This window comes from Sinorhizobium sp. BG8 (genome assembly GCF_016864555.1).
GTDB lineage: Bacteria > Pseudomonadota > Alphaproteobacteria > Rhizobiales > Rhizobiaceae > BG8.
On record NZ_CP044011.1, the window covers coordinates 3,200,699 to 3,224,281 of the forward strand.

The 23,583-nt window shown below is 63.6% G+C and carries 23 protein-coding genes and 1 pseudogene; 12 read left to right on the forward strand and 12 right to left on the reverse strand.

What is annotated here, in order from left to right; genetic code table 11:
- Positions 1-31: 31 nt before the first annotated feature.
- Both mobA and mobB read left to right on the forward strand, forming a co-directional pair.
- Positions 32-684, forward strand: a pseudogene (gene mobA, locus F3Y30_RS15100) (molybdenum cofactor guanylyltransferase MobA).
- Positions 681-1,214 carry a molybdopterin-guanine dinucleotide biosynthesis protein B gene (gene mobB / locus F3Y30_RS15105; protein WP_203423486.1) on the forward strand — a complete coding sequence of 178 codons (534 nt, stop codon included), beginning with the start codon at positions 681-683 and terminating at the stop codon, positions 1,212-1,214. Before mobA ends, mobB begins: the two are co-directional and overlap by 4 nt.
- A 182-nt stretch (positions 1,215-1,396) precedes the next feature.
- On the opposite strand, the gene F3Y30_RS15110 is transcribed toward mobB, so the two are convergent.
- Entirely contained in the window at positions 1,397-3,379 is a 1,983-nt protein-coding gene (locus tag F3Y30_RS15110; RefSeq protein WP_203423487.1) for an OmpA family protein, read from the reverse strand.
- Between the two features lie 356 nt (positions 3,380-3,735).
- On the opposite strand from F3Y30_RS15110, the gene F3Y30_RS15115 reads away from it, so the two are divergent.
- From F3Y30_RS15115 to F3Y30_RS15130, 4 genes are all read left to right on the forward strand, one after another.
- Positions 3,736-4,524 (forward strand): ABC transporter substrate-binding protein, encoded by a 789-nt coding sequence (locus tag F3Y30_RS15115; protein ID WP_203423488.1) that lies wholly within the window; start codon positions 3,736-3,738, stop codon positions 4,522-4,524.
- 161 nt (positions 4,525-4,685) lie between these two features.
- Entirely contained in the window at positions 4,686-5,489 is an 804-nt protein-coding gene (locus F3Y30_RS15120; RefSeq protein WP_203423489.1) for an ABC transporter permease, read from the forward strand.
- On the forward strand, positions 5,486-6,316 hold the full coding sequence (locus tag F3Y30_RS15125) for an ABC transporter permease (RefSeq protein WP_203423490.1): 831 nt from the start codon (positions 5,486-5,488) through the stop codon (positions 6,314-6,316). Before F3Y30_RS15120 ends, F3Y30_RS15125 begins: the two co-directional genes overlap by 4 nt.
- A gap of 182 nt (positions 6,317-6,498) precedes the next feature.
- Positions 6,499-6,765 carry an usg protein gene (locus tag F3Y30_RS15130; RefSeq protein WP_203423491.1) on the forward strand — a complete coding sequence of 89 codons (267 nt, stop codon included), beginning with the start codon at positions 6,499-6,501 and terminating at the stop codon, positions 6,763-6,765.
- 10 nt (positions 6,766-6,775) lie between these two features.
- Here F3Y30_RS15130 and F3Y30_RS15135 read toward each other — a convergent pair whose 3' ends face one another.
- A complete protein-coding gene (locus F3Y30_RS15135; RefSeq protein ID WP_246752988.1) occupies positions 6,776-7,468 on the reverse strand; it encodes a DUF2270 domain-containing protein in 693 nt (230 codons plus the stop codon).
- Between the two features lie 182 nt (positions 7,469-7,650).
- Between F3Y30_RS15135 and F3Y30_RS15140 the strand changes: the two genes are divergently transcribed.
- A complete protein-coding gene (locus F3Y30_RS15140) occupies positions 7,651-8,463 on the forward strand; it encodes a methyltransferase (RefSeq protein WP_203423493.1) in 813 nt (270 codons plus the stop codon).
- Between the two features lie 183 nt (positions 8,464-8,646).
- Positions 8,647-10,446, forward strand: a complete 1,800-nt coding sequence (locus F3Y30_RS15145; protein WP_203423495.1) for a hypothetical protein — start codon at positions 8,647-8,649, stop codon at positions 10,444-10,446.
- On the opposite strand, the gene F3Y30_RS15150 is transcribed toward F3Y30_RS15145, so the two are convergent.
- Genes F3Y30_RS15150 through F3Y30_RS15170 form a run of 5 tightly spaced genes read right to left on the reverse strand, consistent with a single transcriptional unit; the run spans position 10,427 to position 15,344 of the window.
- Positions 10,427-11,260, reverse strand: coding sequence for an ATP-binding cassette domain-containing protein (locus tag F3Y30_RS15150; RefSeq protein WP_203423496.1), 834 nt, complete (start codon positions 11,258-11,260; stop codon positions 10,427-10,429). The genes F3Y30_RS15145 and F3Y30_RS15150 overlap by 20 nt on opposite strands.
- Positions 11,261-11,270: 10 nt before the next feature.
- Positions 11,271-12,104: an ABC transporter permease subunit gene (locus tag F3Y30_RS15155; protein ID WP_203423498.1), complete on the reverse strand. Its 834-nt coding sequence runs from the start codon at positions 12,102-12,104 to the stop codon at positions 11,271-11,273.
- 57 nt (positions 12,105-12,161) lie between these two features.
- Positions 12,162-13,337 (reverse strand): FMNH2-dependent alkanesulfonate monooxygenase, encoded by a 1,176-nt coding sequence (gene ssuD / locus F3Y30_RS15160; protein WP_203423499.1) that lies wholly within the window; start codon positions 13,335-13,337, stop codon positions 12,162-12,164.
- Positions 13,338-13,362: 25 nt separating this feature from the next.
- Positions 13,363-14,331 (reverse strand): aliphatic sulfonate ABC transporter substrate-binding protein, encoded by a 969-nt coding sequence (locus F3Y30_RS15165; RefSeq protein ID WP_203423500.1) that lies wholly within the window; start codon positions 14,329-14,331, stop codon positions 13,363-13,365.
- 38 nt (positions 14,332-14,369) lie between these two features.
- Complete coding sequence (locus tag F3Y30_RS15170) at positions 14,370-15,344, reverse strand: aliphatic sulfonate ABC transporter substrate-binding protein (RefSeq protein WP_203423501.1); 975 nt, start codon at positions 15,342-15,344, stop codon at positions 14,370-14,372.
- 567 nt (positions 15,345-15,911) lie between these two features.
- Between F3Y30_RS15170 and F3Y30_RS15175 the strand changes: the two genes are divergently transcribed.
- Positions 15,912-16,784 carry an NAD(P)-dependent oxidoreductase gene (locus F3Y30_RS15175; RefSeq protein ID WP_203423502.1) on the forward strand — a complete coding sequence of 291 codons (873 nt, stop codon included), beginning with the start codon at positions 15,912-15,914 and terminating at the stop codon, positions 16,782-16,784.
- Positions 16,781-17,482 carry a DNA alkylation repair protein gene (locus F3Y30_RS15180; protein ID WP_203423503.1) on the forward strand — a complete coding sequence of 234 codons (702 nt, stop codon included), beginning with the start codon at positions 16,781-16,783 and terminating at the stop codon, positions 17,480-17,482. The genes F3Y30_RS15175 and F3Y30_RS15180 overlap by 4 nt, the downstream gene beginning before the upstream one ends.
- Before the next feature lie 19 nt (positions 17,483-17,501).
- Here the strand turns inward: F3Y30_RS15180 and F3Y30_RS15185 are convergent, their stop codons facing one another.
- The 3 genes from F3Y30_RS15185 to F3Y30_RS26405 all read right to left on the reverse strand — a co-directional run bounded on the left by F3Y30_RS15185 (position 17,502) and on the right by F3Y30_RS26405 (position 19,281).
- Positions 17,502-17,990 carry an Lrp/AsnC family transcriptional regulator gene (locus F3Y30_RS15185; protein WP_203423504.1) on the reverse strand — a complete coding sequence of 163 codons (489 nt, stop codon included), beginning with the start codon at positions 17,988-17,990 and terminating at the stop codon, positions 17,502-17,504.
- A 66-nt stretch (positions 17,991-18,056) separates the two neighbouring features.
- Positions 18,057-18,704, reverse strand: coding sequence for a uracil-DNA glycosylase family protein (locus F3Y30_RS15190; protein WP_246752755.1), 648 nt, complete (start codon positions 18,702-18,704; stop codon positions 18,057-18,059).
- Positions 18,705-18,711: 7 nt separating this feature from the next.
- A complete protein-coding gene (locus tag F3Y30_RS26405) occupies positions 18,712-19,281 on the reverse strand; it encodes a thermonuclease family protein (protein WP_246752756.1) in 570 nt (189 codons plus the stop codon).
- Between the two features lie 137 nt (positions 19,282-19,418).
- Between F3Y30_RS26405 and F3Y30_RS15195 the strand changes: the two genes are divergently transcribed.
- Positions 19,419-20,954 (forward strand): HAMP domain-containing sensor histidine kinase, encoded by a 1,536-nt coding sequence (locus F3Y30_RS15195; RefSeq protein WP_203426634.1) that lies wholly within the window; start codon positions 19,419-19,421, stop codon positions 20,952-20,954.
- Between the two features lie 19 nt (positions 20,955-20,973).
- Here the strand turns inward: F3Y30_RS15195 and F3Y30_RS15200 are convergent, their stop codons facing one another.
- On the reverse strand, positions 20,974-21,357 hold the full coding sequence (locus F3Y30_RS15200) for a diacylglycerol kinase (RefSeq protein ID WP_203423506.1): 384 nt from the start codon (positions 21,355-21,357) through the stop codon (positions 20,974-20,976).
- A 216-nt stretch (positions 21,358-21,573) separates the two neighbouring features.
- On the reverse strand, positions 21,574-22,593 hold the full coding sequence (gene cobT / locus F3Y30_RS15205; protein ID WP_203423507.1) for a nicotinate-nucleotide--dimethylbenzimidazole phosphoribosyltransferase: 1,020 nt from the start codon (positions 22,591-22,593) through the stop codon (positions 21,574-21,576).
- 165 nt (positions 22,594-22,758) lie between these two features.
- Between cobT and F3Y30_RS15210 the strand changes: the two genes are divergently transcribed.
- Positions 22,759-23,544, forward strand: a complete 786-nt coding sequence (locus F3Y30_RS15210) for an adenosylcobinamide-GDP ribazoletransferase (RefSeq protein ID WP_203423508.1) — start codon at positions 22,759-22,761, stop codon at positions 23,542-23,544.
- Positions 23,545-23,583 lie beyond the last annotated feature (39 nt).

Sequence of the window (23,583 nt, forward strand, 5' to 3'; positions counted from 1 at the left end):
CGATATCGCTGTCCACGAGAAGGAATGGCAGATGTCTCAAGACGTGTCCGACCCGCGGCAGTGCAAGATCCCAGGCGTCGTTCTGGCAGGCGGAATGTCCTCGCGCATGGGACAGGACAAGGCGCGCATCCGGCTCGGCGGCATGAGCCTTCTCGATCGTGCCGTCAGGCGGCTTTCGCCGCAGGTCTCCACCGTTTCGATCAATGCGAACGGGCCGATCCTGATCGACCACGCAGATAATATGCCGGTCTTCGCCGATGCCGGTCCCTCGCGCGTGGGGCCGCTCGGCGGTATCCTCGCCGCGCTCGAGCGGACCCGCAGCGCGGACGCGACCGCGACGCATGTTGCGACCGTTCCGACCGACAGCCCCTTTTTCCCACCGATCTCGTCAGGCGGCTGCATGGCGCGATCGATGATGCCGATAGAATTGTCGTCGCCCGCTCGCAGGCGGGCATGCATCCGGTCTTCGCGCTCTGGCCCGTCGCCCTGGCCGGTGACCTGAAGAGCTGGCTCGATGGCGGCGGTGCCCTGCGCGTGCGCAGCTTCCTCGAGCGGCACCAGGCCCGCGAGGTACTGTTTGCCCCGCTCGATACGCCGCGCGGCCCCTTCGATCCCTTCTTCAACATCAACACGCCCGATGATCTCGACGAAGCCGAGAACTGGTTGTGGACCCTGGAAAGATGACCACAGCACCCGCACCATCAAGGATTTTCGGCATCGCCGGCTGGAAGAACTCCGGAAAGACCGGACTGGCCGTCCGGCTGGTCACCGAACTGACCGCTCGTGGCTACCGCGTGTCCACGATCAAGCACGCCCATCACGATTTCGATATCGACAAGGTCGGAGCCGACAGCTTTCGCCACCGGCAGGCGGGCGCCCATGAGGTCACCATCGTCTCCGGCACGCGTTTCGCCATCATGCACGAGCTGCGCGGCGACCCGGAGCCGACGCTCGCCGAAATCCTCGCCCGCCTTGCTCCTTGCGATCTGGTCCTCATCGAGGGCTACAAGTTCGAGCCCGTCCCGAAGATCGAGGCACGACGGACCGAGGCGGCCAACCGCACGCCGCTTGCTCCACTGGACCCCCACATCGCCGCCATTGCGGCCGACCACCAGGTGGAGGACACAACCCTGCCGGTCTTCGATCTCGACGATACGGACGCCATCGCGGACTTCATCGAAAAAACGGTCGGACTTGAGCGCCCCCGCCCCTGATCGGACCAGCCCAGAATTTGCCAGTCGGCCTATCGCCACTACGCTCGGACGAATGCGCCTCACGCAACATCCCTGCGTCTGCCCCACTGCCGCGGCGAGCGGGACGCGAATTTCCGCAGCCCCAAAACAGAAAAGGCCGCCCGGCATGTCCGGGCGGCCCTTTCTCGTACTTGTGATGCTTCTTACTCGGCCGAAGCGACCGGCTTCACCAGCGGCGTGACACGGCGGATCGTCACGCGGCGGTTGAGCTGCTCCGGACCATCGGTCTCGACCTTCAGGAAGCGCTCGCCGTACCCCTGGGTCGCGAGGTTCTCCGGCTGAATGCCGTAGACGTCCGTCAGGACGTTTGCCACGGCTTCCGCGCGCTCGTCCGAGAGCACGAGGTTCGACTCGTCCGATCCGACGGCATCCGTATGCCCTTCGACCAGGAAGGTCTCGCTCGGATCCTTTTCGAGGATCTCGTTGATCGCATCTGCGACCCTGCGCAGCGACGACGCCTGCGACATCGAGATCTCCGCGCTGCCGGTCGCAAAGGTGATCGTATCGAGATCGATGCGGCGCACCTTGTCGCGAATACGGGCCGAGTACTTCACTTCGTCCAGCGAATAGACCCTTTCGACCGGCTCGACCGGCGGGGCGTCGAGGAAGGCCTCGTAGTCGCGGTTCACATCCGTCGACGTGTCGATGATGTAATCCTCGACGGGGACGCTGAGACGCATCGGCGGCAGGTAGAGGCCCGGATCGCGGAACGGCGGGCGGCTCTCCATGCGATCGATCTCCGGCGCATAGAACATAACGAATTCCTGGCCGTAGTTGTTGATCCTCGAGCGCTGGATGATGTCGCCGTAGCGGTCGCGGATCGTCACGATCCGCTCCCCGTTCGGACGCTCGATCACCTCGCGGACCCGACCGTATTCCAGGCCTTCGTAGTAGACGTGCTGGGAGTTGCGGGCGAGACGAACGCGATCGTCCGAGCGAACGATGACGCGGTTGTCGACGTAGTACACCGTGCGATTGTCGTAGCGGCGTTCGACGCGCATGCCCTCGCGGTCATTGTACTCGGGGCGACGGTCGAAACGGCGGCCCTTTTCACGCTCGGCCGATTCGATCTTCACCGGACGACGGCGATTTCCGTCGCGGTCCACCTGCGAGTCTGCATCCGATTTCGGCACCCGAACCTTCACGTTCTGGCGTTCCTCTGCCCGCTTCTTGCGCTGCTCTGCACGGGAAAGCCCCTTCTGGCGGTCGGCATCCTTGTCGCTGTCGAGCACGGCCGCGCCGCCCTCGATCGGCAGATCGACCGTCTCGGTCGTGCGGGACGGATCGCGCGCGATTTTCTCACGCTCGGGATCCTTCTTGCGCCGCGGACGCTCGCCCGCTGCATCCTGCTTGTCAGACTGCTGGCGCTCGGCGTCCTGCTTCTTGCGGCGGTCGCTCTGCTGCTCTTCTTCCTGGCGGCGCTCTTCGGCCTGCTGGGCCTTCCTGCGCTCTTCCTGACGGGTTTTCCAGGTTTCCTGATTCTGTTCTTCCTGCTGGCGCTCGGCTTCCCTGCTACGCTCCTCGCGCTGCTTCTGGCGGTCGCTCTTCTGCTCTTCCTGCTGGCGCTGCTCGGACTTGCTGCGCTCTTCACGCTGCTTCTGGCGTTCGCCCTGCTGCTGCTCTTCCTGCCGCTGCTGCTTGCGTTCCTGCTGCTGCTGTTCCTCGGCCTGCTGGGACTTTTTGCGGCGCTCTTCCTGCTGCTGCTTGGAGCGCTCGCTCTGCCTCTGCTCTTCCTGCTGGCGCTGCTCGCGCTGCTTCTGGCGTTCGCCCTGCTGCTCCTTCTGCTGCTGGCGCTCTTCCTGCTGCTGCTTCTTGCGGCGTTCTTCCTGCTGCGTCTTCCAGGTGCCCTGATTCTGCTCCTGCTGCTGGGATTCCTTGCGGCGCTCCTCGCGCTGCTTCTGGCGCTCGCCCTGTTGTTCCTTCTGCTGCTGGCGCTCCTGGTTCTGCTGGCGGCGCAGCTTGCGCAACTCCTCCGGCGACATGTCCGGATCGGCCTGGACAGTGATCACCTGCGACGCGACTGCGGGATCCATCGTCACATGCATGGTAGCGGCCTGACTCGGCTGCCACACCAGCGAGACGAGCGGCAGCGCCACCGTGGCCAGGAGTTTCGTTCGATTACCCATGTCTCTTCCCTCGTGTTCCATCGATTCCGTGTTTCGGCGAAGCCTTGACCAGCCGTTCGGGGCCTTTTTGTGTTCGCCGTCACGCACGTACGAACGCTTCGCCGGCCTTTGTCGAAGCAGTATCCATTTCTGCCTTAACTCATGATGAACGAAGCGTTTTCGTTGGGTTCAGGTCGCCATGGCACGAAATGCGCTGCTGCGCAGGATGTTCCTCACATCAACCCGCCGCCATGGATTAGCAGTTGATTTTTTTAGTGGAAGCGGACGAATATCGCGGCAAGTGGACGGGGTCGTCCACTGTCACCCGGCCGCCCGATACAAGAACAAGCCGGGCGCGGCCAACAGAGAGGATCATTATGCAAATTTCAAAACGTCTTGCCGTTCTGGCGTCCGCCGCCGTGTTCAGCCTTTTTGCTGGCGTGGCGATGGCAGATGGCGAGAAACTGGTCATCGGCACCGAGGGCGCCTACCCGCCCTTCAACAATCTCGAGGCGGATGGAACGCTCACTGGCTTCGACGTCGATATCGCCAAGGCCCTGTGCGAAGAGATGAAGGTCGAATGCACCTTCGTGACGCAGGACTGGGACGGCATCATCCCGGCTCTGATCGCCAAGAAGTTCGACGCGATCGTCGCCTCCATGTCGATCACCGCAGAGCGCAAGGAGAAGGTCGACTTCTCCAAGAAGTACTACAACACGCCCCCGGCGATCGTCGTTCCCAAGGATTCGGAAATCACCGAGGCGACGGCCGCGGCACTTGCCGGCAAGTTGCTGGGCGCGCAGTCGTCCACCACCCATTCGAACTATGCCGAAGCCCACATGAAGGACTCGGAGCTCAAGCTCTACCCGACCTCCGACGAGTACAAGCTCGACATCGCCAACGGCCGCATCGATGCCGTCATCGATGACGTCGTGGTCCTCTCCGAATGGCTGAAGTCGGACGACGGCACGTGCTGCAAGCTTCTCGGCACCCTGCCCGTCGATCCCGTCATCAACGGTGAAGGCGCAGGCATCGCGGTGCGCAAGGGCGAGACCGCGCTGGCCGACAGGTTCAGCGCCGCGATCGCCGCGATCCGTGCAAACGGCAAGTACCAGGAAATCAACGCCAAGTATTTCCCCTTCGACGTCTATGGCGATTCCGACTAAGGGCAGTATCCCCTCCTCATTCGCGGATTTTATCATCCCATGAGGATAATGAACGGACGGGAGGGCTTGCTCTCCCGTTCTTTTTGTCTGAGAACATCACAAGAGCGGCGCGCAAAAGTGCCGAGCAATAACAAGCGCGAAGCGCAGGGGGTTCAATTGGCATGAGCGGATTGATTGCCGCCATCGTGGATGCCGTTTCCGCCTTTCTGGGGATGGTCGATCCTTTCTGCGGGCCTATCGGTCTGCTCCGGATATTCGCTGGAGAGACGCTGCTTGCCTGCGGCGACGCGGGCTGGGGAGACGAGATTGCGCTGGGCTTCCTCGTCACGGCGACGCTTGCAATCGCAACCCTTCCCGTCGGCCTGTTCTTCGGCTTCTTCATCGCGCTCGCCAAGCAGTCCGAGGAAAAGTCCCTTCGGCTTGCGGCCAATGTCTACACCACCATCTTCCGTGGCCTGCCCGAACTCTTGACCCTCTTCATCGTCTATTACGGGCTCCAGATCGTCGTTCAGAACTTTCTCACCGCAATCGGCTACGAGCAGGCGATCGAAATCAACGCCTTCTTCGCGGGCATGATCGCGCTCGGTGTCGTCTTCTCGGCCTACTGCTCCGAGGTGCTGCTGTCCGCATTCAAGGCGATTTCGCGCGGCCAGTACGAGGCCGGCTATGCACTCGGCCTGCACCATGGCCGCACCATGCGGCTCATCATCCTGCCGCAACTGGTACGCGTCGCGCTGCCGGGGCTCGGGAACCTGTGGATGGCCCTCCTCAAGGATACCGCGCTCGTCTCCGTCATCGGGCTGCCGGACATCCTGCGCCAGACCGGCGTCGCCGCCCGCGTGACCAAGGAGGCCTTCCTCTTCTACGGGCTTGCCTGTGTGCTCTTCCTGGTCCTCGCCTTCCTGTCCTCGCTCGTGTTCTCGAGCATCGAGGGTTGGGCCAAGCGTTCGGAGGCCGGCCGATGACGCACGTGACAACCCTGATCCCGCCGCAGGCGCCGCCGCCCGCCCCGCCCCCGCGCTATACGGTCTCCCGCTTCGTGGGCACGGTCGCCATGGGTGTGTGGCTGGCCCTCGCCATCGGCATCTTCCTCACCGTCGTTGACGGCTGGGATCCGGAAAAGTTCGCCAAGTACGGGCCGAGCTACCTCTCCGGCCTCGGTGTCACGCTGTCCCTCGTCTTCCTGTCGATCGTGCTTGGCGGCATTCTTTCCCTGCCGCTCGCCTTCGCGCGGATGTCGAAGAACAAGGTCCTGTCCTGGATCGCCTACATCTATGTCTATTTCTTCCGCGGCACGCCGCTCCTGACCCAGCTCTTCCTCGTCTATTACGGCCTCGGAAGTTTCTCCGCGGAACTGAAGGCTGCGGGGCTGTGGTGGTTCTTCCGGGACGCCTGGAACTGTGCCCTGCTCACCTTCACGCTCAACACCGCCGCCTACCAGGCGGAGATCCTCAGGGGCGCCATCGAAAGCGTGCCGCGCGGCCAGCGCGAAGGTGCCTCCGCCCTCGGCCTGCCCTCCAGGATCGCCTTCTTCAAGGTGATCCTTCCCCAGGCGATGATCGTCGCGCTGAGGCCCTACGGCAACGAGATCATCCTGATGATAAAGGGGTCCGCCATCGTGGCGATCGTCACCGTCTTCGACCTGATGGGCGAGACCCGGCGCGCCTTCTCGCGCACCTTCGACTACCAGACCTACCTCTGGGCGGCGCTGATCTATCTGGTCATCGTGGAGCTCTTGAGAAACCTGTGGGCGGTTCTCGATGCAAGGCTGACGCGCCATCTCAAGCGCTGAAGGCGCGGTCGTACCGACGCGGTCGCCAACAGGCGTCCGCTCTGGCAGCACTCACCGGACACTGCTGCTAAGCATCTGTATTTTCAGAATTATCTGTTTTGATCGATAAAAATCAAGGATTGATTTACCGATCAGGTGCTCCAATCATAGGGACCATCATTCACCTGGAAATGAGGTCTCGAATGACGACAGACATGGAAATGCAACTCAAGGGTTACGGGATCACGACCGCGCAGATCCTCTACCGGATGCCCGACCATCCCGCGTTTCTCCAAACCTACATCTGGCAGCAATACGATCTCGCTCCGGAGTTTCCGGAAATGCGCAGCTTCCTGAAGTTCTGGCAGGAGAAGCTGGACGGTCCCCTTCATTCGGTGCGCTACATTCATCGCAAGCTGATCTCTGCCACGGAGTGGCGCGCGCTGAAGGGTGAGTTCATCATCAACTGAGCCGCCTGCATCAGACGTGGACGTCGCCCTCGTCGCCATCCTTCTCAGACCGCCCGACGACGAGCGCGCCATACAGGATGAGAACATAGGCGATCGCGACCGCGCCGATCACCACGCCCCCGTTGATCGGCCCGAGCGTGGCATTTGCGAGCACGCGCTCGATGGAAAGTCCCGCCTCGTCGTTCTGGCCACCCGATTGCATCGTCGAAGAGGAGATCTTGAGCGCCCAGGCGAGAAGCAGGATCAGGTACATCCAGCCGTAGTTGCGTCTCAGCCGGCGACAGGCCGCCGCGCGATAGCTGATATGGAAGGCGGGCCGCCTGAGGCTGGCTGCAATCGTGTTCGCCCATTCCGGATTGACCACGCCGCCGGGACCGAAGAATTCCGCGAAATAGTTGCGCTCCATCTGCCGGACCCGCATGCGGTAGACGTCGAAGAAGCGGTAGCGCCGCGCCTCGATCAACAGCAGCAGGGTGACGAGCAGCATGGCGAAGAGAAGCACGCCGTGGTGAGAATTGGGCGTCGACAGCGAAACGGATAGGAGCGCCGCCACGACGGTGATCGCCCAGTTGCTGGTGCGGTCGATCCGGTCGCGCCACCCGGCCATGCGCGCGAGCTCCCCGCGATAGTAATGCACCATCGCGTTCATTGCCTCGATCGGGCTTGCCGGCAATGCGGGTCCCGATCGCCCGCTCTTATCCATTGCGGATGGGAAGGCAGATATTTCTCCCGACATCGGCGTTTCTCCGGACTTTTTTCTTGTTTTTGCGGCCCTGATGATGCGCCCGTTCTCAAAATTGATAAACTGCAAAAGTGATCGGAAGCGCTCCCCTGGCGTGGCTGCGCCATTGCCAAAGGGTCGGCAGGGACCTATGAAGGCGCCCCATGAAGAAGATCGACGAAGAAGCGCTTGCGCGGGCCTACAATCGCGCGCTGTCCCTGGAGAAGTCCGGGCATTTCGACGCCGCGGCCGATGCCTATGCGGAGGTGCTGGCGCTCGATCCAGAGGACCACGGCGGCGCTGCGGTGCGGCTGGCCTCCATGGGCCGGGGCGACACACCTGAAAAGGCACCCGACGCTTACGTCACGACGCTCTTCGACCAGCACGCCGAAGTGTTCGACGATGTGCTGGTGGACCAGCTCGGCTACTGCGTGCCGCTCTTGGTGCGCCAGCGCCTGCAGGCACTCGAGCTCGGTCCCTTCAAGCGTGTCCTCGATCTCGGATGCGGCACGGGCCTGACGGGCGGCGCACTCAGGGACATGGCCGAGGACTTCACCGGCGTCGATCTCTCGGAGAACATGGTCGAGATAGCCCACGAGAAGGACCTCTACGAGACCCTCTACGTCGCCGAAGCCGTAGACTTTCTCGACGACAACGAGGACGAGCCTTTCGACCTCGTCACCGCGACCGACGTCCTGCCCTACATGGGCGCACTGGAACCGCTGTTCTTCGGCGCCGTGGACAACATGGAGCCGGGCGGATTCCTCGTCTTCTCGTCCGAGACGCTCCCCGACGAAACTTTCGCCGGCCGCAATTTCATGGTCGGCCCGCACCAGCGCTTCGCCCATTCCGAAGCCTATGTGCGTGACAGGCTTGCCGCCACGGGCTTCGAGATTCTCGACTTCTCGGAGATTACGGTGCGCATGGAAGAAGGCGAACCGATCGCCGGCCACCTCGTGGTCGCCCGGCTGAAGTGACCTTGCCTCCCGCCGCCTTCCCGGCGGCGGCCGTTCCCTCCTGACTTTCCATGCTGCGGAAACGTTGCATCCGATCCTATACCTATGCGTGTATTATTGAAATTAATCACGCGTGACGTGCAGATTCATCTTGAAGCAACCATAAGATGGCGTATGCTTTTCGGTTAAACCGGAGGGCGAAGAATGGAACATCTTCACGCCGTATGGGAGGAGCGCGGACTTCTGGGGCTGATGGACCTGGTTCTCCAGCAGTTTGCTGATGCCGACAAGATCGCCCTCGCGATAGCCCTTCTGACCCCCCTGCTCCTCTTGTACGGCCGCCGCGAAACGCGGCACCGCCGGCTTCACCGACTGAAACATCTGATGGTGTCCTATCCGACGATCTACAAGCGATCGAGAAGTTCTGACAGAGACACGAACCCGTCGTTCGAACTGGTGAAGGCGAAATACATCGCGGATCTTCCGCTCGAACTCGAGCCTGAAGATCATGCATTCCTTCGCGAACCCAGACAGGTGGTGGACAGGGCGATCAGTGTTTCACAGACCTTCCGGGCCCTTGTCGAACCGCGATTGCTGGTAGCATCAATCGGCTTCGTCATTGCTACCTACTACGGCTTCAAGAACCTGGACATCATTCTCGCCTCGGGAATATCGCTCCCTGAAGCCACAGCCATTGAACCGAAGTCCCCGGTCAGTTTCGACCAGATCCAGTTGATCGGTGCGCTGGCCTTCGCCGGCGCCTATGTCGTTGCGCTCAGGACATTCATCGGCGGGCTCGCCGTCTTCGATCTGTCTGCCTTCATGTTCCTGCGCCAGACGACCGAGATGATCGCCTCTGTCCTTTTTGCGATCTTTCTCTTCAGGGCATTCCCGGACCCCTGGACGCAGATCACCAATGTGGTGGCGGGCGGCAAGCCATCTTCGACGGTACAGGCCGCGGAGGTCAGCTGGGTGTGGCTGGTGCTGGCGCCCGTATTCGGATTGCTGCCGCAGAGCGCCACCAAGTTCGTTCTGGTGCGCCTGCAGTCGCTCATTGCCTGGGTGAAGATGGACGATGATCGCTTTACTTCCGTGACGCGCGTGGTCACGCTCGACGTCATTGACGGCATCGACTATGGCACGCGCTTCCGCCTGGAGGAGGCCGGCATATTCGACGTCCAGAATCTCGCCACCTACAATCCCATCCTTCTCCACGTGGAGACGCCCTATCTGATCTACGAAACGATCGACTGGGTGGCCCAGGCCCAGCTTTGCCACATGATCGGCATCGAGAAGTTCCTGTTCCTGCGCCACTACAACATCCGAACGATCTTCGACCTGGAGCGCGCAATTGACTACCAGAGCCGGAGAGCCAGGGACAAGTGCGGCCCCAAGGTGGACGGACCTGATGAATTCGACCTGATCTATGCCGCCATCCTCTTCGCGCCCACCGGTTTCCTCGTCGAGGTAGCCCGTCTCGGCAACCTCAAGCCTTTCACCATTACCGACAAGGTCGCGTCGCCCGCGACTGTCGAGGAGTATTGCAAATGGGCGCTCCAGCTGATCACGACCGATATGACGAAAACCAAGGAATGCGTCGAACACATGATGGGGTGGCTTGCCGACGATCTACACGTCCGGCGACTGCGGGCGATCTGGCAGGAGATCTCGGACGATTTGGGCGAGCGCACCACCCGGCTTGACAACGACAAGGACGAGCCCAACGCCCACTGCCGGGAAAGATGTTGCAAGAAGCAGGAAGAGATCAATGGCGCCTGTCCGGAAACAGGCGACGAACAGCAACAGGTCGTTGGGAACGGCAAGGAAGATGAGGCTGGGAAGCTCCCCGCCTCCACCGAGACGGAGGAAGCTGGGAAAACGGGCGCGGAGAATGCAGGCGAAAGCGGTCAGGAGGCAACCGGCGCGGCCGCCGAGGCTGCGGCTGCTGAGCAACCCACTGCCTCCGAACCCGTGCCCGGGACCGTCACCCCTGCCCGAGAATAGCCTCTAGCAACTGACCTTCGAGTTCGGCGAGCTGCGGATTGCCGTGGGCGCGTGGGTGCGGGTGGCTGACGGTCAGGTCGAGCGCGACGCGTCCCTCCTGGAGCACGATCACGCGGTCTGCCAGGTTGACGGCCTCGCTGACGTCGTGGGTGACGAGGACCGCGGTGAAACCGAGCTCCCGCCACACGCGGCTCAAGAGCTTCTGCATGGTGATGCGGGTCAGCGCGTCGAGCGCCCCCAGCGGTTCGTCGAGGACGAGCAGGCCGGGCTTGCTGACAAGGGCTCGGGCAAGCGCCACGCGCTGTCTCTGTCCGCCCGAAAGTTTTGACGGCCACTGGTCCGCCTTGTCCGAAAGCTGCACCTCGCGCAACGCCTGTTGCGCCTCGCGCCGTGCGGTGGTCAGGTCCACGCCTTCGCCGAGACCGACTTCGACATTGGCCTCGACCGTCGCCCAGGGAAGCAGCCGCGGTTCCTGGAACACGATGCGCGCATTCGGCGCCACGTCCTCGCCGTCCTCGTCCGTGAACGCGACGGTGCCGGCCGTTTGCTGGTCCAGCCCGACCAGCGTGCGCAGCAGGGTGCTCTTGCCGCAGCCGCTCTTGCCGACGATGGCGATGAACTGTCCCGCCGGAACGTCGAGGTCGATGCCGCGCAGCACGTGGTTGTCGCCGAATGTCTTCTCCACGCCCCGCAGGCGGAGCGAAACGGGGCCGGCATGCGTCTTCTCCGTCGGCTGGGCATCGCCGCCCGCGCCTTCGGCGAATTCCCTGAGGCGGGCATGTTCGACTTCGATGAAAAGGTGAGACTGGTCCATCTGCCTGTCCTTATCTCTGGTAGACCGGGTTCCAGGCGAGTGCCCGGCGTTCCAGTGCCTTCGCGATCACGTCGGCGAGCTTGCCGAGCGCGGCGTAGATCAGGAGTGCCAGCACCACGACGTCGGTCATCATGAATTCGCGGGCATTGTTGGCCATGTGGCCGATGCCGGACGAAGCGGCAATCGATTCCGAAACGATGAGCGTCAGCCACATGATCCCGAGCGCATAGCGCAGTCCCACGAAGATCGACGGCAAGGCGCCGGGCAGGATGATCTTGCGAAACAGCGTCCACCCGCTCATCCCGTAGACCCGCCCCATCTCGAGAAGGTCGCGGTCGACGTTCCGAACTCCGTGGAAGGTGTTGAGGTAGATCGGGAACAGGACACCGAGCGAGGTCAGGAACAGCTTCGATTCCTCTCCGATCCCGAACCACAGGATGACAAGCGGGATCATCGCGAGATGCGGGATGGTGCGCAGCATTTGCAGCGTCGTGTCCGTCAGCTCTTCGGAAAGCCTGGAAACCCCGTTGGCGATCCCGAGCAGGAAGCCGATCGTTCCGCCGACCAGAAGCCCGGCCACCGCACGCGCGCCGCTGACGAGCACATTGTGAGCCAGTGCACCGGAGAGCGTCTGGTCGATGAAGGCGAGAAACACATCCGCCGGAGAAGGCATGATCCGCCCCGAGATGAACCCCAGGGAGGAAGCCACCTGCCAGAGCGCGATGCCGCCGACAGGGATCAGGTAAGGCAGCAGGGCCCGCCGGCCGGGCAAGGACAGGATCGGTCCTGTTTTCTCCGTTTTCGGCCTGGCCGCAGCGCGACCCTGCGAGACGACGATCGACATGGCGGGTTCCCCTTTCGGTGTTTGACAGGTTGCGAGCGCGACGGCGATGTCCGCCGCCTAGGACGCGGAAACCGCGCGGAAGCCTCCGGAATGCCCGCCACCCGCGAAAACGCGGGAATCGGCGAACTCGCTGCGTTCGTTGTCGTTGCCCGACGCCCCGGCAAGGCCGAGCTTCGGGAAGAGGAGTTCCGCCACCCTGTATGCCTCCTCGAGATGCGGGTAGCCCGAGCCAATCACGGTGTCGATGCCGATCTCCTGGTACTCACGCAGCCGCGCGGCAACCGTCTCCGGCGAGCCGACGAGGGCGGTCCCGGCGCCGGCGCGCACCAGCCCCACGCCCGCCCAGAGGTTGGGTGAAACTTCGAGCTTGTCGCGGCTTCCGTTGTGCAGCTGCGTCATCCGGCGCTGACCGACGGAGTCGGATTCGCGCGCGAAACGGGATTGGGTCTCGCGGATGGTCTCGTCGGAAAGCTTGGAAATGAGCTTGTCCGCTGCAGCCCATGCCTCGTCGTCGGTCTCGCGAACGATGAAGTGGAGACGAATGCCGAAGCTCACCTCCCTCCCCTTGCGGGCTGCCGCCGCGCGCACGGCCTCGACCTTTTCCTTCACCTGTTCGGGCGGCTCGCCCCAGGTCAGATACTTGTCCACGCGTCCTGCCGCGAATTCGATGCCGGCCTCGGAGGATCCTCCGAAATAGAGCGGCATGCGCGGCGCCTGTACCGGCGGGAAGCCGAGACGCGCGCCCTTGGCGCGGATGTGCTTGCCGTCGAGATCAGCCTCACCGGTGGCAAGGAGCTTCTCCCAGACGGTGAAGAACTCCTCTGCATGCTCGTAGCGTTCGTCATGGCTGACGAAGATACCGTCGCCTGCAAGCTCGCTCGGGCTTCCGCCGACCACGATGTTCATGAGCACGCGACCGTTCGACACCCGGTCGAGGGCCGTCGCAAGGCGCGCGTAGTAGGCGGGCGATGCCGTTCCGGGCCGGATGGCGACGAGGAACTTCAGTTTCTCGGTATGGGCGGCAAGCGAGGCCGCAGTCACGAACGACTCCTCGCAGGCAACGCCGGTCGGCAGCAGGACGCCCTGGTAGCCGAGCCGATCGACCGCACTTGCGATCTCGCGGAGATAACGATGATCGGGTGCGCGGGTGAGCTCGTTCGAGCCGAGGTAGGTTCCATCCCCGGCAGTCGGTATGAACCAGAGAAAGTCGATCGGCTTGTCGGTTTTTGTCATATGTCGTTCCTTCCGGAAAATGAGGTCAGCTCGCCTTCGGCCGCCAGACGATGTCGGAAATGGTGAGCTTCTTGGGCAGGATCTTGAGATCGAAGAATTCGTCCGCGAGCGCCTGCTGGTAGGCGAGCGCCTCGTCGGTGATGGGGAAGACCCGGCCGAGATCGCTGCCCTTGCGCGTCAGCACTGTCCGGGTCACCTCGAGCGGCACGCCGGTGATCTCGGAAAGGGCCGGTACGGTCTCGTCGAGGTGCGCCTGGGCCCAGACGCCGACCTTCTTCAGCTCGTCGATCACGTCGGTGATGACCTCGGGGTTGGCGGCGGTGAAGTCGCCATTGCCGAAATAGAAGCTCCAGCTGTCGACAATGCCGTCCGCCGTCGTCAGCACGCGGCTCGCAGGGTCGGCTTCAGCCACGGCGAAATAGGGATCCCAGATCGCCCAGGCGTCGATGCTTCCGGTCTTGAAGGCGGCTGCCGCGTCCGGCGGCGCAAGATCGATCGCCTCGACGTCGTCGGTGGTCAGGCCTGCCTTGCGCAGCGCCTTCACCGTGAAATTGTGGGCGCTCGAGCCGCGCTTGAAGGCGACACGCTTTCCCTTGAGGTCCTCCAGCGACTGGAGCGGCGAGTCCTTGTGGACGAGGATCGCCGATCCGGTCGAAGGTCCGCGGTAGCTGCCCACATAGAGCAGGTTCCCGCCGGCCGCCTGCGCGAAGAGCGGAGGCACGTCCCCCGTGGGGCCGAAGTCGAGCGACCCCGCGCCGAGCGCCTCCAGCAGCGGTGGCCCGGAGGTGAATTCGGCCCAAGTCACGGATACGCCGCGCGGCGCCAGCCGTTTTTCCAGCGCCCCGGTGCGCTTGGCGAGCGCCAACACGCCGTTCTTCTGCCATCCGATGCGAAGCACGGTCGCCGCTTGCGCCCGCGCGGGACGCAAGCCGGGAAGAGCGAGCGCACCTGCGGCCGCGCCGATGAGACCAAGTGTCTGTCTGCGGGTAATCATGCCCTTGCCCTTTCGTGTGGGAGGATCCTTGGAAAGCGTCAGCTCGCCTTGGGGTGCCAGACGATGTCGGAGATGGTGAGCTTCTTCGGCAGCACGCCGAAGGCGAAGAAGTCATCGGCGAGCGCCTGCTGGTAGGCGACCGCCGCCTCCGGCACGGGACCGACGCTGCCGAGATCGGCTCCTGCGCGCGTGAGCGTCACTTTGGTGATGGCCTCGGGAACGCCTGTGATGGCGGCGAGCGCCTTGGTGGTGTCGTCGAGGTTCGCCTGCGCGGCAGCGCCGACCTTGGCGAGCTCGTCCAGGATTTCGCTCACGACCTCGGGATGCGCGGCGGTGAATTCGCCGTTGCCGAGGAAGTAGCCCCAGGCCTCTACGATCCCTTCGGATGTGGTCAGCAGCCGCGCTTCTGCGTCCGCCTCGCCGATCGCGAAATACGGGTCCCAGATCACCCAGGCGTCAATGCTGCCATTCTTGAAGGCGGCCAGTGCATCCGGTGGCGGCAGGTCCACTTCCTGGATATCGCTCGGCTGCAGGCCGGCCTTTGCGAGCGCCTTGAAGGCGAAATTGTGCGCACTTGATCCGCGCTTGTAGGCAAGCTTCACGCCCTTCAGATCCTCGAGCGACTGGATCTTGGAGTCCTTCTTGACGAGGATGCCGTGGAAGGCGGCCGGGGGCCGGTAGGTCCCGACGTAAAGCAGATTGCCGCCGGCAGCCTGGGCGAAGAGCGGGGGCACGTCGCCGGTCGGGCCGAAGTCGAGAGCGCCCGCGCCGAGAGCTTCGAGCAGCGGTGGCCCGGACGTGAATTCCGACCATGCGATGGAGATGCCGCGGTCGGCGAAGCGTTTCTCGAGAACGCCCTGCTGCTTGGCGAGCGCCAGCACGCCGAACTTCTGCCAACCGATGCGGATCGTCGTGGGGTCGGCGGCAGCGGCAAGGCGTGCACCCGGACCGGTCAGGGCGGCGGCGGCTGCCGAAGCACCGATGAGCGAAAGTGTCTGTCTTCTCGAGAGCATGGTCGTGTCCCCTTTTCTGTTTTCTGTAGTGCGGCCTGCTTCATACAGCGGCTATGGGTCGATACTGTCATTATACATGAATTTAATCGACAATATAGATTGTATGGTTTCCGACCCAATTGAAAATCCATTTCAAAAGACACCATCTTCCGGAAACAGAATTCCATTCCTGTCAAAGCCCAACAGGAAGCATCGCCCGAAGAGAGGTCCGGGTGAGCGACGGGACCACCGTCAGCGGGGTCTTCGGACCGCACGACCTTCCATTTCATCTTGCACGAAGCGACCCGGTGCCCGCTTCGGCGATGCGTATTGTCGAAGCAGTCCGGCGCCATGACACGGCACCCGCATTCGGGTTGCCGGTCGGAAGGCCCATGAGGAAGAGACAGTCGGCGTCACCGCCATCGTCGCGGAACCTGTGCCTTCGCCCCACGCCACATCAGCCGTCGTCGGGAAGCTGGCAGTCGCAAAGGATGGTGGCGTGCGACCTGAGCCCCACCCCGGCTTTTCCCTTCCACCCCGCAGGTGTTTTCGATAAACCTCGGCGGATACAGCATCAGGAGACGAAGCATGGCAAAAGTTGCGTTCATCGGCCTCGGTGTCATGGGCTATCCCATGGCCGGTCACCTCAAGGTGAAGGGTGGGCATGACGTCACGGTCTACAACCGTACCTCCGCCAGGGCGGAGAGGTGGGTTGAAACGTTCGGCGGCAAGGCCGCGGCAACGCCCGCCGAAGCGGCAGAAGATGCCGAGTTCGTCTTTACCTGCGTCGGCAACGACGACGACCTGCGCTCGGTCACAACAGGCGCTGGCGGCGTGCTCGAAGGCATGAAGCCCGGCGCGATCCTGATTGACAATACGACCGCCTCGGCAGAGGTCGCACGTGAACTCGCCGACGCGGCCAGGGCCAAGGGCTGCCGCTTCGTCGACGCGCCCGTCTCGGGCGGCCAGGCAGGTGCGGAAAACGGTGTGCTGACCGTGATGTGCGGCGGCGACCCCGATGTCTTCGAACAGGCAAGGCCCATAATCGACGCCTACGCCCGCATGGTCGGGCTCATGGGGCCGGTCGGCAGCGGCCAGCTCACCAAGATGGTCAACCAGATCTGCATCGCCGGCCTCGTGCAGGGGCTCGCCGAAGGCATCCACTTCGGCAAGAAGGCTGGCCTCGACATCGAGAAGGTCATCGAGGTCATCTCCAAGGGCGCCGCCGGTTCCTGGCAAATGGAGAACCGTCACAAGACGATGAACGCCGGCAAGTATGATTTTGGCTTCGCCATCGACTGGATGCGCAAGGACCTGGACATCGTTCTCTCCGAGGCCCGCCGCAACGGCGCGAAATTGCCGGTGACGGCGCTCGTCGACCAGTTCTACGGCGACGTGCAGGACATGGGCGGCAATCGCTGGGATACGTCCTCGCTTCTCGCCAGGCTCGAGCGCAAATGATTGGCCCCTCCTCCGCCGCGGAAGAGATCGTTGCACATCTCAAAGGCCTGCGCTCGGAGGAGAACATCGCCGGCATGGCCCGCTTCGGCATTGTCACGGACGATGCCGTCGGCCTTTCCAATCCCGACCTGCAGAAGATCGCGCGCCTCGTTAAGAAGGACCAGCAGCGGGCGGAAGTCCTCTGGAGGGGTGGTCTTCGCGAGGCACGCATGCTCGCGCTCTACACGGCCGAGCCTCAGCGGCTGACCGCCGACCTTGCGCGCCTCTGGGCTGCGGATTTCAATTCCTGGGAAATCGTCGACACGGCGGCCGATCTCTTCGTCGAGGCGCGCCTGGAAGGAGTACTCGTGCGGGAGTTCGCCGCTGACGAGCGCGAGTTTGTCCGCCGTACGGCGTTCGCGATGATCGCCGGTGCGGCCGTTCATCTCAAGAAGGAGCCGGACGAAACCTTCCTCGCCTGGCTGCCCCTGATCGAGCAACATGCCGGCGACGAACGCAACTTCGTGCGCAAGGCGGTCAACTGGGCGCTGCGCAACATCGGCAAGCGCAATCAGCGCTGCCATGCGGCCGCCCTCGCTCTTGCCGAGCGGCTCGCGGCCGGTTCCCGCAGCAGCGAACGCTGGATCGGCAAGGATGCCGTGCGGGAACTTCAGTCGGAAAAGGTTCGCGAGCGGCTCGAAAGCCGCGCGTCGCGGTGAGACGAGCGCCGTCGGCCGCTCAGTCGTCGCTACTCTTCTGGTTTTCGACGATCATGTAGTCGAGCGGCAGTTCCGTCGTGTACTTGATCTGCTCCATCGCGAACGAGGAGGAAACGTCGCGGATCTCGATGCGGGCGATCATCCGCTTGTAGAAGGCGTCGTAGGCAGCGATGTCGGGAACCACCACGCGCAGCAGATAGTCGATGTCGCCGCTCATGCGGTAGAACTCGACCACTTCAGGAAATTCGACCACGACCTCGGAGAAGCGCTTCAGCCATTCGGTCGAATGCGAACTGGTGCGGATGGAAACGAAGACAGTGACCTTCGTATTGATCTTGACCGGATCGAGAAGAGCCACGCGGCGGCGGATGACGCCTTCCTCTTCCATCTTCTGGATGCGCCGCCAGCACGGCGTGGTCGATAGTCCCACCTTCTTGGCGAGATCTGCCACGGCAAGTGTTGAATCCTCCTGCAGCAGGCGCAGGATTTTGCGGTCCAGACGATCCATAAACTCCCCCTTGGAAACGAATTTTCTTTCTATACCTATATTTGGCAGAGATGGAAGAAAGATATTTCAAGTCACAAGACTTTTCACACGTCTCTGCAATTCAGGCAGCAACTCCTGCGAAAACCATGGATTGCGCTTCAGCCAGCCGGTGTTGCGCCAGCTCGGATGCGGCAGCGGCAGGACGGCAGGCCTTTCGTTCCTGTCGAGGTGGCGGCGCCACTCCCTCACGGTCTCCGTCATACTCGCGCTACGCCGAGAACCGAGATGCCAGGCCTGCGCATACTGGCCGATGGCGAGAACGAGCTCGATCTGCGGCATTGCCTCCAGTACTCTTGCCCGCCAGTGCGGGGCGCACTCCCGCCTTGGCGGCAGGTCGCTCCCCTTCGCGTCGTAGCCCGGAAAGCAGAAGCCCATGGGGATGATGGCGAACTTCGTGCGGTCGTAGAAATCATCGCGCCCGACGTCGAGCCATGCGCGCAGCCGGTCGCCCGAGGCATCGTTGAACGGCAGGCTCGTCTCGTGAACCCGCAGTCCCGGCGCCTGTCCGGCGATCAGCACCCGCGCTGTCGCCGAAAGCACGGCGACCGGGTTCGGTTCGTGCGGAAGCCGCTTCACCAGTCCTCCCGCCGGCTTGTCCCGGCAGATGCGACAGAGCGCGATCGCAGCGCCGAGGCTCTCGATCTGCCGCACCCTGTCCGCAAGGTCTTCGTTCATAGCCCCATCACTCGATCCCGACGACTCCGAGAATGAAACCCAGCCAGCCGCGCTGCGTAATATGAGGATCCTCCTGCGGGCGTCCGTGAAGCTGCCGCCAGGCCTGCGGCTGTTCGAACGTCCCGCTCCAAAGTCCGCGGTGCTCCGCGCGGGCCACGTCCTCCTCCGCTCCATAGTCCCCATAGGAAACGGCGAGCCCCTCGCGCACCATGATCGCGCCGATGTCGCCTTCGCCGGAGGAGCAGGCCCCGAGCGTTCGCCCGTAGCGGTCGGTCCCGCGGGTCTCGCAGGATACCGTGCCGGTTCGCAGCAACTCCGCGAGCCGGGCACGCGCCGAAAGCCCGCACTTCCATTCGCCGTCGCCGCGCGTGCAGATCTGCGCCAGCTCGGGCGCATCGAATCCGGTCAGCCGGATGCGCACGCCGTTCAGCGTGAGCGTGTCGCCATCGGCCGCGCGCGCGGTGCCGGTCACCGACACGGCCTCCTCGCCTCCGACCCGCATGACGATCAAAAGGACGAGACCCAAGATCGCGCCGGCCGTGACTATGTCGCGCCCCCTGCTCCATGCTTTCCCCACGCCCTGCCCTCACCTTGTCCCATCGAACCAAACTGACGAGAAAGCATTGAATGGTTCGTAAATCACTAATGCGCGGCAGCATCTTCTTAAGGTTTCGCCTCTAGACTTCAACGGATTTCACAACACCCGTGCTTGAGATGACGACCGGCGCCAGCACATCGACCGACAAGATTATCGTCGACAAATCGCGCAGCCATCGCAACAAGGCTGTGTCAAAGACCGTGCGCGCCACTCGCGAACGCCTGCAGATCGCAACGGGCGTCCCCACCGGCTTCGAACGCGAAATGCTGCTCCTGCATATTGCCTCGGCTCTCAACAGCGCCATGGCCATGCCTGTGCTGATCGTGCTCGTTACGGGGATCGGCATCTACCTGTCCAAGGAAGCCTCGCTGATCGGATGGGCGATCCTTGCGCTCAGCCTGCACGCACTCGGGCTCATTGTCGTGCGCTGGGCGCGCAACAGGCATATCACCGTCGCCAACACGAGGCGCTGGCAGCGGCGCCTTCTGCTTGTCCAGCTGTTGATGGGGCTTGCCTGGACGGTGTTTGCCTTCCAGCCCTGCGGTGAGTGTGGCGGTTCCTCCTTCGAATTCTACAAGGGCGCGAGCCTCCTCGTTGCGCTGGCGGTCACGGCCATGGGCACGCTGATGCTGCGCAAGGCCGTGATGTATGCCTTCGTGCCGACCGTGGTGGCGCTTGCCATCGCCGCGATCCGCACGCCGGACCCCGTTCTCATCGGCATGACGGCGATCCTGTCGGCGGCACTCGTCTTCATCGTCTTCATCACACACCGCCTGCGCCAGACGAGCGCCCAGCTCCTGTCCTCTCAGTCGGAGAAGGATGATCTCATTGCCGAGCTCGAGGTCGCGAAATCCATGTCCGACGAGGCACGGCGCCGCGCCGAGGAGGCCAACCTCGCCAAGTCCCGCTTCCTCGCTTCGATGTCGCACGAACTGCGCACGCCGCTCAACGCCATCCTCGGCTTCTCGGAAGTCATGTCGACGGAAGTCATGGGCCCGTTGAACAATGCGATCTACAAGGAATACACCTCCGACATCCACCGCTCGGGCCAGCACCTGCTGAACCTCATCAACGAGATCCTCGATCTGTCGCGGATCGAGGCGGGCAAATACGATCTCTCCGAGGAAGCCGTCCACCTGGTCGAGATCACCGAGGACTGCATCGGCATGGTGCAGCTTCGCGCCCGCGCCAAGAAGATCACCATCTCGGAACAGTTCGAAAGCGAGATGCCCGCGCTCTGGGCCGACGAGAAGTCGATGCGCCAGGTCATCCTCAACCTCCTCTCCAATGCCGTGAAGTTCACGCCACAGGGCGGCGAGATCCACGTGAAGTCAGGCTGGACGGCAGGCGGCGGTCAGTATGTGTCGATCAAGGACAACGGCCCCGGCATCCCCGAGGAGGAAATCCCGATCGTGCTCTCCGCCTTCGGCCAGGGTTCGATAGCCATCAAGAGTGCGGAACAGGGAACGGGGCTTGGCCTGCCCATCGTCCAGGCCATTCTCGCCAAGCACAACGGCGAGTTCATCCTGCGCTCGAAGCTGCGCGAGGGAACCGAGGCGATCGCAATTCTCCCCGCCAAGCGCGTGCTTCAGAGCCTGCCCGCTGTTGAGGAGATCCAGGCGATCGCACCCCGCCGCCGGAGCTTCGCCTGACGTCGGGCGCCGCCGGCACTCACAGGAAGTGCGAGAAGAACACCACGTAGAGCGCGTATCCCGCGTTGGCGACGATGAGGCAGAAGCAGGCGAAGGAACCGAGATCCTTGGCGTTCTTGCCCATCTCGGAGATCTCCGGTGAAACCCGGTCGACGATTTCCTCGATCGCCGTGTTGATGGCTTCGAAGGCCATCATCAGCAGGAACAGGATCGCCATCGCGACGTACTGGAAGAAGGTTGCACCCGAGATCGCGAACGCGACCATCGCGACTGCGAACGCCAGCACCTCGTGGCGGAACGCCGCCTCGCCGAGCAGACGCCGGGCTCCGCCATAGGAGTATGTCGCGGCTGCATAGAGATGGCGCAGCCCCTTGTGCTTCTTGATCGGCCCTTGTTTGTCCATTCGCTTCCCGTCACGCCATTGTGGCTTACAAGCCGCCTCGGCATGGCCCGAATGCGTCGGGCGCCGGTTCGCGGAACATCGTGCACAGCGACCGCGCGAAGGCGCCCGGTGCTGCTGCGCCGCCATCCGGCGGCAGCGGCCATCAGATATTGCAGATGATGGACCGGAGCAAGGGGGCGAAAGCGCGCGGGGCGCGCGATGCTCCGGTCGCGAGCCTTACGCTTCCCGGTTGCTGACGCCCGCCTGGCCGAAGGTCGCCATGCCCGAATGGCAGGCGGCCGCAGCCTTGACGATGCCGGCGGCAAGCGCCGCGCCGGTTCCCTCGCCGAGCCGCATGCCGAGCGCCAGGAGCGGGGTCTTCCCGAGCTTCTCGATCGACTTCAGATGCCCCGGCTCGCCCGAGACGTGCCCGATCAGGCAGTGATCGAGGGCGGACGGATTGGCGGCGCGAAGGATCGCGCCCGCAGCTGTCGCCACGTAGCCGTCGATGATCACGGGGATCTTCTGCATGCGCGCGGCAAGGATGGCGCCGGCCATCGCGGCGATCTCGCGCCCGCCGAGGCGGCGTAATACCTCGAGAGGATCGCCGAGGTGATCGCGATGCAGTGCCACGGCCTTCTCGACTGCGGCGATCTTGCGGCGCAGCACCTCGCCCTCGGATCCCGTGCCCGGCCCCACCCATTCGGCGGCCGTGCCGCCATAGAGCGCGAGGTTGATCGCCGCTGCGATCGTCGTGTTGCCGATCCCCATCTCGCCGATGCACAGGAGGTCGGTGCCGCCGGCAACCGCCTCCATGCCGAAGGCCATTGTCGCCGCGCAGTCCCGCTCGGACAGCGCCGGCTCTTCCGTGATGTCGGCGGTCGGATAGTCGAGCGCCAGGTCGAAGACCTTGAGGCCAAGGTCGTGCGTCACGCAGATCTGGTTGATCGCCGCACCGCCGGCGGCGAAGTTCTCGACCATCTGCGCCGTGACCGAGGACGGGAACGGCGTGATGCCCTGTTTCGTGACGCCGTGGTTGCCGGCGAAGATCGCCACGAGCGGCCGCGTCACCGCCGGAGCCCTGCCCGTCCAGGCCGCGAGCCAGAACGCGATTTCCTCGAGCCTTCCGAGGGCACCCGCGGGCTTCGTCAGCTGCGCGTCTCGTTCGCGCGCCGCCACGAGCGCCGCCGAATCCGGCCCCGGCAGATTGCGCAGCAATTCACGAAAGTCATCGAATGGCAGGCCGCTCGCACTCATCTTGGGGAATTCCTTGTTTTCGGCTTTCAAAAGCAGTCGTCGGTGCCTTCTAATAGAGACCGGAGATGAGTCCGACAACCGCATTTGCGCCGGTCGGTGTCCTCTCCCTGCCATCGCTCGCCCGCGTGACCAGACGACACGCCGGCTCATTCCGGGGGAACCGTCATGACCATGCGCGACTTCATCGACGATACCGCCCGGTCCGTCGCATTCCTCTCCCGCATTCCGATGCCGGAGAAGTATTTCGAGGGCTATGACGGATCGCTCGCCCGCGCCGTCCGCGCCTTTCCCGTTGCCGGCGTCCTTATCGTCTTTCCCGCAGCCCTTTGCCTCGCTCTCGTCCTCGCCCTCGGACTGGATTCCCTTGCGGCGGCGTTCGTGGCGCTCGCCCTGCAGACGCTTCTGACCGGCGCCCTCCACGAGGACGGGCTCTGCGACAGCGCCGACGGAATCGGCGGCGGTCGCGATCGTGAGCGCGCACTCGCCATCATGAAGGATAGCCGCGTGGGCTCCTTCGGCGCCGTCGCGCTCGTGATGTCCTTCGGCCTTCGCGCCTCCGCGCTCGCAGCCGTCCTGCCCGCCTTGTCGTCGATCGCCGCCGCCATGGTCCTCATCGCCGTCGGAGCGATAAGCCGCGCCGCCATGGTCTGGCACTGGTCATCCCTGCCGCCGGCGCGCCCCGATGGCCTCGCCGCCTCGGCCGGCCAGCCGGAGAGCAGCGCCGCCACCTTCGCGTTGGTCAGTGGCGCGATCCTTGCCGTCCTACTCCTTCTCTTCTCCGACACCGGTGTAATTGCCGTACTCTTGCTCCTCACCTTCGTTGCAGGCGCCGTTCTCGTGTTCAGCCGGGTCGCGCTCCGCAAGATCGGCGGCCACACCGGAGACACGATCGGCGCCACCCAGCAGTTCGCCGAGATCGCGGCGTTTCTCGCCCTTGCGCTGGCCCTGTGAGAGCACGATATATTTTGCCACCGGAAACCACATCGGACC